Below are 12,185 nucleotides of genomic sequence, written 5' to 3'. Positions count from 1 at the left end.
GCCTATTGCTGGGCTTGCGCTTGCTATTTTCGTCTTCGTGGAAAATAATCTGGTGGAAACAATTTTATCGTTCAAAGAAAATCCGTAGTTTTGTTTTGGTTCGTGCTTGCAGCAGCAACAGAGCAAAAGCCGCCGAACGTTAGCGATAATTGTAAAATTCCGATGAAATACACATTCACAATTATAATTCTATTTTTCTTTTTTCAGAAAACATATTGTCAAAATAATGATCATAATTCTAATTTAAAAATTGAAGATTTAACTAAATTAGAAGGTCTTGAATATGTTGGACAAATCACTTTTTATCTAGACAAAATAGAAAATATTGTTGTAGCAGTTCAAAACGGAAAAATAAAATGGAACGTTGACTTGGCTAAATTGTGTGGCAAAAAAAAGAGAAATAAAATTTATGGAATAGGATTTTTTGGCAAGGAGAAAAAACTTAGCGTTTACTATCGTAAAAACAAAGTTTGTGAAATTGACATTGAAACTGGAGAAGCATCTTGTAGAAAAGAAAAACCACCTTTAATTATTTGAAATTTTAATTAACAACTATCGCTAACAGCGGTTTACACCAATTGCTGGGCTTGCGCTTGCATTTTTTGCTTCGGTGGACATTTGGCTTGTTTTCACTAATTTAGTTCGAAAGAAATTCTGTATATTTGTTTGGTCAGTGTCTGCAGCAGCAACTGGTGTAAGCCGCGACACGTTATAAGCAAGCCTTGAAAAATTCGTAAAAAAGAGAACCAATGAAAAAACTTACCTACACAGTTATCTCTGTTTTTTTATGTGCAATTATTCAAAGTTGCAAAAATGATAGACCAGAAGAATTTATATATTTAAATGAGGTTAAAATTGACTCTGTACATTTTGCTGTATCAATTTATTCAAAAATCAAATCTGATAGTACTATTCTTTACTGTGACACATTACTGGGAAAAATACAAAGCGGTGAAAAATTTGAAACGGAATGGTATGATGATTCTGTAAAATGTTTAGTGCCAAAATATATACCAGAAAAAACATTTCAAACGAACACGAACTTAAAAGTAATCTTAAAACATAAATAGGCCAGCTTATAACAACCGTTTTGCGCTATTGCTGGGCTTGCGCTTGCTATTTTCGTCTTCGTGGAAAATATGCTGGTTGCTACAACTCTAACTTTCAAAGAAATTTTGTAGGTTTGTTTTGGCCAGTTTTTGCAGCAGCAACAGACGCAAAGCGGCAAACGTTAGCAGAAATTTTATTTAGACAAAAAACATGAAAAACAAATATTTCTTTTTTTACCTAATTCTTTTTATTTCTTTAAGCTCAAACTCTCAAGAAATTAAATTTAAAGATTTAAATCTTAAAAAAGCTTTAATAGAAAAGGGTTATGATTTTAACAAAAATAAAGAAATTGAAATAAGTGAAATTGATACAGTCACTAAACTTAAAATAGCAAAAAGTAATATCAATAAACTTGACGACTTAATCTACTTTAAAAAATTAAAAGTACTTAATGCTATGGCCAATAATATTACGAACTTAGATGTTTTTTATAATAATTCCGTTATTGAAGAATTATATGTTGGTGAAAATAAATTTGGAAAAAAATTGGTTTTGAAAAACTTGACAAATTTGAAAGGTCTTTATGCTTTTCGAAATGGAATTCAGATTATTGAACTAAAAAACACAGATAATATTGAACAACTTTATTTACAAGGAAATTTATTTGAAAATCTTGGGTTTACTAAACTTACAAAACTGAGAACACTACAACTTAGTGGAAATGTAAATTTAAAAACTTTAGATATATCAAAAAATACTGAGTTAAAACAACTTTATCTAACTGACACACAAATTAAAAAACTTGATATTTCAAACAATAGCATCTTAAAAACTTTTTATGTTGAAGAAAATGTCGAATTAATTAAAAGTAATTCTCAAGATAATTTAAAAGCTATGCCGATTATACGTTCTTCAAATTAAAAACTTCTGCTAACAATGGTTTGCACCAATTGCTGGGCTTGCGCTTGCTATTTTCGTCTTCGTGGAAAATAATCTGGTTGCTACAACTTTATCTTTCTTAGAAATTTTGTAGATTTGTTTTGGTCAGTGATTGCAGCAGCAACTGGTGCAAGCCACATACGTTATATGCAATTATGAAACGACGCTTCTATATTCTTACAACACTACTTTTATTTTTGTCATGTACAGATAAAAATAAGAGTTTGACTACACTAGAAATAAAATCAGATACTGCTAAATCACATCAAAAGAAAGAAAAAGTAAATCCTGTGATTGATACCATTATGAATGAAGGCAGTGTTATCATTTATGGAGATACAACTATTCAGAAAGATAAAATTAGAGATGTTCTTATAAAATTTGAACCTTATATAACTTTTAATGATTTTAAAGTCAACATGGAAAGTGTTAAAGCTAAACTTGACTTAAATTCTCACGAATTAGGAAAGCAATACAGAACTGCAATTAGAGAAAGTTATGATGATTCTGATAATCTTTTTGCAGGACATTACACTTTTGCTACTTGGGGTTGTGGAGTTCCATGTCAAATAAATGTATTAATTGACAGAAGAACTGGGAAAATTTATGATGCTCCAAATTCATCCGTTGGAGCAGAATTTAAAAAAGACAGTAGAATGTTAATTATTAATCCACCAGAAGAAAAGAATTATTTTTATAATAATTGCTCATACTGCAAACCAGAAATATATATTTTGAATGAAGCAACGAAAAAGTTTGAAAAGAAAGAGCCTTACAAAAAATAACTGCATATAACACATGTTTGCCACTATTGCTGGGCTTGCGCTTGCTATTTAGTCTTCGTGGAAAATAATCTGGTGACTTCTACTCTATCTTTCTAAGAAATTTCGTAGGTTTGTTTTGGTTCGTTCTCGCAGCAGCAACAGACGCAAAGCCGCAAACGTTAGTGGCAAGCTTAAATAAACGTAATAAAAGAATACGATAAACAAATAATGGAACAGAGTGAAACATTATTTAAACATTTTGAAAAGTACATCAAACTAAATGATGAACTTAAAATTGCTTTAATTGACAAAGTTCGTTTTGTTACTTTTAAGAAAGGTGAAATGGTTCACAATGCAAATAATGTATGCACAAAATCCTATTTCATTCAAAAAGGCTTGTTCCGCACCTATTTCATAAAAGATGGAAAAGAAATTAGTGAATATTTTCCAGCAGAAGGAGAATGGAGTAATTCTCCTAGAAGCTTTAGAACAAGAACAATCGATATCTATTATATTGACGCCATAGAAGACACTGACGCACTATGCTTAGAGGTAAATGATTTAATGTATTTGTTTGAAAACTTCCCAGAGATGGAACGGTATGCGAGATTATCAATGGGAACGGTATTTGGTCACTTTTTGGAAAGAATCACCTCGATGCGATTTACAACTGCGAAAGAAAAATACAACCATTTTATCAAAACTTACCACGATATTCATCATAGAATTCCGCTCGGAATGGTAGCTTCATATTTGGGAATTACCCAAGAAACTTTGAGCAGAATTAGAGCCGAAAAATGATTTTTTGATATAGATCAAAAGTTATTGAATGTATTTAATTCAATTTTGTGAGAAATTAAAAAATTAAAATATGAACACTTCAAAATTAGTAATGGTATTGCTTTTTATTAGTAGCACCATTTTTAGTTACTCACAACAAACTATTACCGCAAAAAATGTCGAAGCAATCTTATATCTCGGAAAAGGTAAAAAACAACCTCTAATTGTTGGACTTGGTGGTTCTGAAGGCGGAAATGCTTGGACAGGTGATTATTGGAAAAAAACAAGAGAAGAATTTATTGAAAAAGGGTATGCCTTTTTAGCAATTGGTTATTTTGGTTGCAAAAATACTCCAGCTATTTTAGATAAAATTGCAATTGAAGACATTCATAATGCGATACTTGAAGCTACAAAAAATAAAAAAATCAATAAAAAGAAAATTGCGATTATTGGTGGTTCTAGAGGTGGTGATTTAGCACTTTTAACAGCAAGTTATTACAAAGATATAAAATGTGTAATAGCTTTAGTTTCAAGCCATGCAGTATTTCCCGGACATACACAAGAATTTAATTCTTCTTGCTGGACATTTGAAGGTACAGAATTACCTTTTATTCCAGTAAATGAAGAAGCCGTTCCATTTTTAATGAAAGGTGATTTACGTGGGACTTTTGAAGCAATGTTAAAAGACAAAATCGCCGAAGAAAAGTCAGTGATAAAAGTAGAAAACATTAAAGCTTCTATTTTATTACTTTCAGCAACTAAAGACGAAGTTTGTCCATCAACACCAATGGCAGAAAAAATGATTTCTAGATTAAAAACATTCAATTTTAAATATCAATACGATCATATTCCTATTGATGGAAGCCATACTGAACCTCTAAAACGTTTTGATTTGGTATTTGACTTTTTGAACAAAAATTTTAAATAAAAAGCCAGCCACTAACACATGTTTGCCGCTATTGCTGGGCTTGCGCTTGCTATTTAGTCTTCGTGGAAAATAATCTGGTGGGTACAATTCTATCTTTCTAGGAAATGTTGTAGTTTTGTTTTGGTTCGTGCTTGCAGCAGCAACAGACGGCAAGCATGGGAACGTTGGCAGTAATGCTGTCGCAGACTCAAGAATCTAACAGCCTAATATGAATATATGAAAACACTAAGTTTTAAGAAAATTGTTTTTTTCATTACTCTAATTTCAATCAATATTTATGCTCAAAGTCCTGAAACTAGTAAAATAAAAACGAAAATTCTTCAACAATTAAAATTTTCAAGAAACGATATTAAAGATAATCTATATGTCGAAAAAGTACTTTCAAACAACAACAAGCTTTCAGTTGTAGTTGTCCCAAAAATATCAAGAAAAGAAGTTGATGAATTTAGTAATGAAATTCTATCTGAAATGGATGCGTACATACTATTAGTTGAAAATTCGAATGGAAACATAATAAGTACTTTTTACGAATCAAATGCATGGGTTTCTGACGCAATTTCTATTTCGTCAATTGAAATAAATACTGAACTATACAGTTTGAATTCAAATGTAAATGCTTTTGGAATTCAAGTAAACTATGAAGGAAGCAGTAGAGCAAATCCCTATGATAAAAGTGATTTATCTCTATTTGTAAAAGACGGTGATAATTTAAAAAGGGTTTTAAATAGTTTTTCAATTAAAGAATATAAAGGTGAATGGGATACAAATTGTGAAGGACAATTTGAGTATGTTGAATCTGTGATTACAATAGACGAAAAAATGACCCATAATTTTTCCAATCTTATAGTTAAGCAAACATTTTCTAAATTTAGGAATGAATTGATAAAAGATGATTGCATAGAAAAAATAACAAAAGAAAAAACAAAGACAAAAAAGTTAAAATATAATGGAATGGAATATAAATAGCACTACTGCCAACAACCGTTTTGCGCTATTGCTGGGCTTGCGCTTGCTATTTTGTCTTCGTGGAAAGTAATCTGGTTGCTACAACTCTATCTTTCTAGGAAATTTTGTAGATTTGTTTGGTCAGTGTTCGCAGCACAACAGACGCAATGCGGCCGAACGTTAGCGAAAATTTTAAAACACAATCAATGTCAATTGGTATAGATAATTTTAGAGATGAGTATCTTAATAATGATAAAACATTAAAAGAAGAATACATACTTTTATATAGTTCTTCTCCTGCTTTTCCCGCAATTCCTCATAATATAACTCTATTAATATACAATGATCTATCATTTGAGATTAAATTGGTTTGGTATAAATTTCCATTTGAAGGAAGAATATATTCAATTTACAAAAGCAATTTCATTCCTGAAAATGTGATTGAAACCTTAAACGAATTGAATAAAATAGAGCATCTTAAATTACAAGAGCTTTACTCAACATACACTGGGAAATATGTTCCAGATGACTCTTCTCATGATTCCTATTATTTTAATCATCGTGGCGAAACTTTTTCTGTAAATATGAGTTCATATCTTAAGGGTGAAAGTTTGTTTGTAAGTGATCATGAAAAAATCGTCCTGAAATTTTATAAACAATTAAAGAATTGGAAAGAACATCTCTACGAGAAAATTACGAATATCCATGAATAAAAACTTTCGCTAACAGCGGTTTAAACCAATTGCTGGGCTTGCGCTTGCTATTTTTGTCTTCGTGGAAAATAATCTGGTGACTACTACTATATCTTTCTAGGAAAATCCGTAGTTTTGTTTTGGTCAGTGTTCGCAGCAGCAACTGGTGTAAGCCGCGACACGTTAGTAGCTATTTTTTGAATAAACTGCATCAAACAAATATAATTTACAAAAGAATGTTAGGAATCTGGAAAGGCTTTTATAAATATGATAACGATAAAATTCAAAAAATAATTGGTTATGATAAAACCGAGTTTGAAATTGTGATTGACAAATTTGACGGAAAAAATTTCAGCGGAGAAGTCAACGACGATCAAAATTCTGGTGGAATGAAAGAAACTGGTCAAATTTTTGGCAGAATTGAAAATGGCAAAATTTATTTTGAAAAGTTAATGCCTAAAGATTGCCAAATAAGTGAAAATGGAGATCGAAAATACTCCGAGAGAAATCATCCTAAAATTTATTATTCCGGAAGGCTCTCTAATGAAAAAAATAAGTTTGAAGGAAATTGGAAATTTAAGAGAAAGATTGGACTTTTATTTTTTGTAATTCCAATAATATATAGTCCTGGAAATGGAACTTGGGAAATGGAACATAAAGAAAACAGCTACTAACAATGATTTACACCAATTGCTGGGCTTGCGCTTGCTATTTTCGTCTTCGTTGAAAATAATCTGGTAACTACTACTCTATCTTTCTAGGAAATTTTGTAGGTTTGTTTAGTCAGTGTTCGCAGCAGCAACAGACGCAAAGCGGCATTACGTTATACGATATACTAAAAAAAATGGAGGTACAGATAAAAATACCATTATTTAATCCTATTCACGCTCATGACGATATTTTAACTCACGTTGATGAATGTAATTTAGAATTACTTGAATTAAATGAAAAACTTGAATTTTCAATAGAATATGTTGGAATATTGACACCGAAAATTTTTTTTGAAGATTCAAAATCGCCTAATAAACTAGTTAGTAAAAATTTATTATTCTCGGTTGGATTCGATGATGCGTCGATTTCTTTTGATGAAAATTTGAAAGTGAATGATAATGACCAAAAATTGATAATTGAATCTATTATTTCGGACGATTTTCGTTTAAAAGTATATTATTTTCTTATATTAACTCAAATAGCAAAACCCGGAACAATTAAATCAAGAGAAGGAACAGTCATTTGTAACAATCGTTTACAACATTATTTCCCTGCACTTGTTAGCATCCAGCAAGAAAGCTATGAAGAAATATATAATATAAAATGGCCGAAATTAAAAACATTAAAATTCATTGAAGTTTGGGAATGGTTTAATAGGCATCAACTATCCTTTGAAAGACACAGTAATTTAAAAATTGAACGAGCACTTAATGCATATACATATTTATTCAGAGACAATATTGGAGACATTGTCTTTGACTTACTTTGGTCATTAGTTGGTATTGAGGTTATCTATTGTTCAAGTAAAGAAGGGATTGCTCAGCAAATTTTCGAAAAAACACAAGTTGTGCTTGGACCATTAGTAGATTTCAAACAGCGTTTAAAGGATATGTATAATTTAAGATCTAGATTATTACATGGTGATTTGGATATTCCGCCTAACCACTATCCTTATGATGATGATCATGAAATAAAATATCAACAAGAGTTGTTTAATTCAGTTGCTCTTTCAACAGCAGTTTTAACTGCAACATTTCAAGAAATGGTTATTGCCGATAAGGTTGAACTGAAATTCAAATACGAATTACAATAAGTACACGGTATAACCCAAGTTTTGCGCTATTGCTGGGCTTGCGCTTGCTATTTTGTTCTTCGTGGAAAATATAATGGTTACTTCTACTCTATCTTTCTTAGAAATTTTGTAGTTTTGTTTTAGTCAGTCACTGCAGTAGTAACTGGTGCAAGATGCATACGTTGGCAACAATAATATTTTGGTAGTTCTAAGAAAAAAAGTATCTTTGATAATATCAAATGATACTATCAATGAAGCCACCATATGACATTACGCCAAAGATTTTAAAACTAATAACTTCAATTTCAGAGAAGTTAGGTGAAATAAATGCAACTTATCTTAGTAAACAATCTCCACAACTTCGCAAACAAAATAGAATCAAAACAATTCATTCTTCGTTACAAATAGAAGGAAATACTCTAACCGAAGAACAAATTACTGCTTTGATTGAAAATAAAAGAATAATTGGTCCTGAGAAAGATGTCATGGAAGTTTTAAATGCAATAAAACTCTACGACAACCTTGAAAAATATAAATTCTATTCTGATAAAAGTTTTTTGAAAGCTCATAAAGAATTAATGAACGGATTAATTCAAAGCCACGGAAAGTATAGAAATAAAGGTGTTGGAATTGTAAAAGGAAATATAGTTGAACATGTCGCGCCTCATGCGGAAAATGTTCCTTTTCTCATGAAAGATCTTTTTGAATATTTAAAAGATTCCGAAGAATTAACACTTATTAAAAGTTGTGTGTTTCATTACGAAATGGAATTTATTCATCCTTTTATTGATGGAAATGGCAGAATGGGACGATTATGGCAAACGCTAATTTTAATGTCAGAATATACAGTTTTTGAGTTTCTTCCTTTTGAAACTTTAATTAGTCAAACTCAAAACGAATATTATAATTCTCTTGCTATGTGCGACAAACTCGGAAATTCAACCATTTTTATTGAATACATGCTCGGAGTAATTGACAAATCATTGAGTAGTTTACTTGATTATAACAATCGAATATTCAAAGATGTAGATAGGCTAGAATATTTCATAAAACTCGGAGCAAAAGAATTTACTCGAAAAGATTATATGAATACTTTCAAAGATTTATCTTCTGCAACTGCAAGTCGGGATTTAAAAAAAGGCCTTGAACTAAAGCTATTTGAAAGTGTTGGACTACTTAATAAAACAAAATATATCGTAAAATAATTACTGTTGCCAACAGCGGTTTACACCAATTGCGGACTTGCGCTTGTCTTTTTTGCTTCGGTGAACATTCGGCTTGTTTTCACTAATTCAGTTCGAAAGAAATTCTGTATATTTGTTTAGTCAGTGACTGAAGCAGCAACTGATATAAGCCGCGACAGGTTAACAATAATTTTAAATGAGTAAAAAAGTCAAAATAATTTTAGCAATAACAACAACACTCGTAATTGTCATTCTATTTTTACTAAACTCAGAAAATGAAAATATTGACTTTGTTAAGAAAGAAAATAAAAAACAAGAAGATCTCTTTCTCAAAGGAGAAAATCTCTTCAGAAAAAATGAATGTAACGCATGCCATTATATAGGAATGAATTTGGTTTCAACTGCACCTGCACTTGGTGGCATTACTAAAAGAAGAAAAAAAGATTGGCTCTATAGATATACTAAAATGTCATTAGAAATGCATGAAGAAGGTGATAGCATAGCTGCTGAGATTAGAAAAAAAGGTTGGGGAGCAATGCCATCATACCCAAAATTAACAAATGAACAATTAGATGCTATATATTTCTTTGTTGAAAAGCGATATGAAATGACACTAAAAGGTATTCCAGTAAAAAGATAAAAACTACTTTAAATTGCGATTTTGCGCTATTGCTGGGCTTGGGCTTATCATTTTTGCTTCGGTGGACATTTGGCCTGTTTTCAATAATTCAGTTCGAAAGAAATTCTGTATATTTGTTTGGCCAGTGACTGCAGCAGCAACTGGTGCAAGCTGTATACGTTAGCGGTCAGTTTTTGGCCTCAAATTTCAGAGACGAATGATAAAAATCAAACAAAAAATATTTTTAACGATAATATCCATGATGATTTGTTCGCTGGAAATGTTATTACTTATAAAAGTATTTCCTCAGACAGGTTTAAGTAGAATTTTATATATTCCTTTTTGGATTATTATTTATTTTTTAGTCTCAATTTGGCTGACTAAAAAAAGTACAACTTTAAATAAAATAGTCGTAAGAATGATATTAGTTCACATAATATTATTTCATATCATGCTTTGGAGTTGGCCTCAATCAGCAGCAATAAAGAAAAACCTAATAACAGAACTTTATGAAAAAATATTATAAATAAACCGAACCGCTAACCACCGTTTTGCGCTATTGCTGGGCTTGGGCTTACCTATTTTACTTCGGTGGGCAATTGGCTTATTTTCACTAATTGAGTTCGTTAGAAATTCTGTATATTTGTTTGGTCAGTGTTCACAGCAACAACAGATGCAAAGCGGCATTACGTTAGCAACCATTTATTCACAAACACTTAATAAGGAAAATGTTTGAATTTAGAGCAAAAATTGAAATAATAGGAATTAACCCTTTTGTTTTTGTTCCTAATGAAATACTGAAAAATATCCTTTCTCAAGCTGGTAAAGAAAAAGGAAACATCCCAATTAAAGGAACAATAAATGATAAAGTTTATAAGCAAACATTAGTCAAGTATAGTGGAGAATGGAGACTTTATATTAATACAAGCATGTTGAAAAACTCACCTAAACGTATTGGTGAAATAATTGAAATTACAATAAACTTTGATCCTGAGAAAAGAGAAATTGAACCACCAAAAAAATTTATAATAGCTTTAAATCAAAATTTAGAAGCTAAAAATGTATTTGATAATTTGTCTGCTTCAATGAAACTTGAAATTGTAAGATATTTATCTAGACTAAAAACAGAAGAAGCATTAGAGAAAAATATTAAAAAGTCAATTCAATTCTTATTAGGAAAAGAAAAATTTATTGGTCGAAATAAACCCAACTGAAATTAATTTTAAAACGTTTGCTAACAGCGGTTTACACCAATTGCTGGGCTTGGGCTTACCATTTTTACTTCGGTGGACATTTGGCTTGTTTTCACTATTTTACTTCGAAAGAAATTCTGTATATTTGTTTGGTTCGCGATTGCAGCAGTAACAGACGCAAAGCACAGGAACGTTAGCCATCAGCTTAAAAAAGTGGAAAAAATTGAAATCACTTTCCTTGTAACAATTTCTCGTTCTATTCGTCAATACAATCAATCAATCAATCAATCAATCAATCAATCAACATTATGAATCAATCAATCAAAAAAACCTTGGATTTTCCTATTACAAAAATAATTTTGGGAATAACCGTTTGCTTTTCTCTTTTTGTAGTAATGCAAAATTTTGTATCTAAACCAATATTTTATAGTATAATCAAAGACAAAAACACTGCAGACTCTCTAATCCATCTAGTTTCTTTTTTTGTTTTACTTTCAAGCTACTATATTTTATTTCGTTGGTATGAGAAACGAGAAATTAAAGAACTTTCAATAAAACACTTACCTAAAGAAATGTTTGGTGGATTTGCAATTGGATTTTCCGCAATTTCGTTATCTATTTTTATATTATATCTATTGGGATATTATCATATTATTAACATACTTACAGAAGATTATTCCCTTGAATTATTCATGACGCTTGTTGTTGCAGCTCTAATTGAAGATCTTTTTACTAGAGGTTTAGTATTGCGCGAATTAGAAAACTGGTTAGGAACTAACATTGCAATTCTAATAATAATGGTAATTGAGACTTATCATATTTTTAATCCAAACACAACTTTGTTTAGCTTTTTTGTATCACTGTGTTGGGGATTTACAATGTCAATGCTTTTTGTATATACTAAAAGAGTTTGGTTGCCTTTTTTCTTTCATTTAGGTTGGAATTTTGCCCAACCTTTTTATGGTTCAAACCTTACAGGATTAGATGATATGGGCAAAATTATTCATTCTAAATTTGAAGGGCCAGTTTTGTTTACAGGTGGAGGAATTGGAATTGAAGATTCTATTATAACTGTATTTATTTTGTTTTCAATAGGTGTTTTTTTATATCATCGTTCTAATAAAGAAGGCAAAATAATAAAGAGAAAGACTTTAAAAGAAAAGTCGAATCGCTAACAGCGGTTTACACCAATTGCTGGGCTTGGGCTTACCTTTTTTGGCTTGGTGGACATTTGGCTTGTTTTCACTAATTTAGTTCGAAAGAAATTCTCTACATTTGCTTGGTCAGTGTTCGGAGCAGCAACAGAAG

15 protein-coding genes are annotated in these 12,185 nt (G+C 30.7%); all 15 read left to right on the top strand.

Annotated elements, in window-relative coordinates; all coding sequences use genetic code 11:
• Positions 1 to 162: 162 nt before the first annotated feature.
• The 15 genes from VK161_RS01465 to VK161_RS01395 all read left to right on the top strand — a co-directional run bounded on the left by VK161_RS01465 (position 163) and on the right by VK161_RS01395 (position 12,052).
• Entirely contained in the window at positions 163 to 537 is a 375-nt protein-coding gene (locus tag VK161_RS01465) for a hypothetical protein (protein WP_324212969.1), read from the top strand.
• Between the two features lie 212 nt (positions 538 to 749).
• Positions 750 to 1,070 carry a hypothetical protein gene (locus tag VK161_RS01460; RefSeq protein ID WP_324212968.1) on the top strand — a complete coding sequence of 107 codons (321 nt, stop codon included), beginning with the start codon at positions 750 to 752 and terminating at the stop codon, positions 1,068 to 1,070.
• 190 nt (positions 1,071 to 1,260) lie between these two features.
• Positions 1,261 to 1,971: a hypothetical protein gene (locus VK161_RS01455; RefSeq protein WP_324212967.1), complete on the top strand. Its 711-nt coding sequence runs from the start codon at positions 1,261 to 1,263 to the stop codon at positions 1,969 to 1,971.
• Between the two features lie 242 nt (positions 1,972 to 2,213).
• Positions 2,214 to 2,774: a hypothetical protein gene (locus tag VK161_RS01450; protein WP_324212966.1), complete on the top strand. Its 561-nt coding sequence runs from the start codon at positions 2,214 to 2,216 to the stop codon at positions 2,772 to 2,774.
• A 207-nt stretch (positions 2,775 to 2,981) separates the two neighbouring features.
• Positions 2,982 to 3,554, top strand: a complete 573-nt coding sequence (locus VK161_RS01445; protein ID WP_324212965.1) for a Crp/Fnr family transcriptional regulator — start codon at positions 2,982 to 2,984, stop codon at positions 3,552 to 3,554.
• Positions 3,555 to 3,624: 70 nt separating this feature from the next.
• A complete protein-coding gene (locus VK161_RS01440; RefSeq protein WP_324212964.1) occupies positions 3,625 to 4,461 on the top strand; it encodes an acyl-CoA thioester hydrolase/BAAT C-terminal domain-containing protein in 837 nt (278 codons plus the stop codon).
• Between the two features lie 216 nt (positions 4,462 to 4,677).
• Positions 4,678 to 5,427, top strand: coding sequence for a hypothetical protein (locus VK161_RS01435; protein WP_324212963.1), 750 nt, complete (start codon positions 4,678 to 4,680; stop codon positions 5,425 to 5,427).
• A 185-nt stretch (positions 5,428 to 5,612) separates the two neighbouring features.
• Complete coding sequence (locus VK161_RS01430) at positions 5,613 to 6,119, top strand: hypothetical protein (protein WP_324212962.1); 507 nt, start codon at positions 5,613 to 5,615, stop codon at positions 6,117 to 6,119.
• 176 nt (positions 6,120 to 6,295) lie between these two features.
• Positions 6,296 to 6,772 carry a hypothetical protein gene (locus VK161_RS01425; RefSeq protein WP_324212961.1) on the top strand — a complete coding sequence of 159 codons (477 nt, stop codon included), beginning with the start codon at positions 6,296 to 6,298 and terminating at the stop codon, positions 6,770 to 6,772.
• Between the two features lie 170 nt (positions 6,773 to 6,942).
• Positions 6,943 to 7,902 (top strand): hypothetical protein, encoded by a 960-nt coding sequence (locus tag VK161_RS01420; protein ID WP_324212960.1) that lies wholly within the window; start codon positions 6,943 to 6,945, stop codon positions 7,900 to 7,902.
• A gap of 230 nt (positions 7,903 to 8,132) precedes the next feature.
• The gene (locus tag VK161_RS01415) at positions 8,133 to 9,086 is read left to right on the top strand and encodes a Fic family protein (RefSeq protein ID WP_324212972.1); all 954 of its coding nucleotides are present in this window, start codon (positions 8,133 to 8,135) and stop codon (positions 9,084 to 9,086) included.
• A 175-nt stretch (positions 9,087 to 9,261) separates the two neighbouring features.
• A complete protein-coding gene (locus VK161_RS01410) occupies positions 9,262 to 9,705 on the top strand; it encodes a cytochrome c (RefSeq protein WP_324212959.1) in 444 nt (147 codons plus the stop codon).
• 196 nt (positions 9,706 to 9,901) lie between these two features.
• Positions 9,902 to 10,210, top strand: coding sequence for a hypothetical protein (locus VK161_RS01405; RefSeq protein ID WP_324212958.1), 309 nt, complete (start codon positions 9,902 to 9,904; stop codon positions 10,208 to 10,210).
• Positions 10,211 to 10,412: 202 nt separating this feature from the next.
• A complete protein-coding gene (locus VK161_RS01400) occupies positions 10,413 to 10,898 on the top strand; it encodes a YdeI/OmpD-associated family protein (RefSeq protein WP_324212957.1) in 486 nt (161 codons plus the stop codon).
• 287 nt (positions 10,899 to 11,185) lie between these two features.
• Entirely contained in the window at positions 11,186 to 12,052 is an 867-nt protein-coding gene (locus VK161_RS01395) for a type II CAAX endopeptidase family protein (RefSeq protein ID WP_324212956.1), read from the top strand.
• The last annotated feature ends 133 nt before the right edge of the window (positions 12,053 to 12,185 follow it).

Source organism: Flavobacterium sp., assembly GCF_035299245.1.
Lineage (GTDB): Bacteria > Bacteroidota > Bacteroidia > Flavobacteriales > Flavobacteriaceae > Flavobacterium.
The sequence above is the reverse complement of the archived record's forward strand: the minus strand, read 5'-3'. Positions and strand labels throughout refer to the sequence as shown.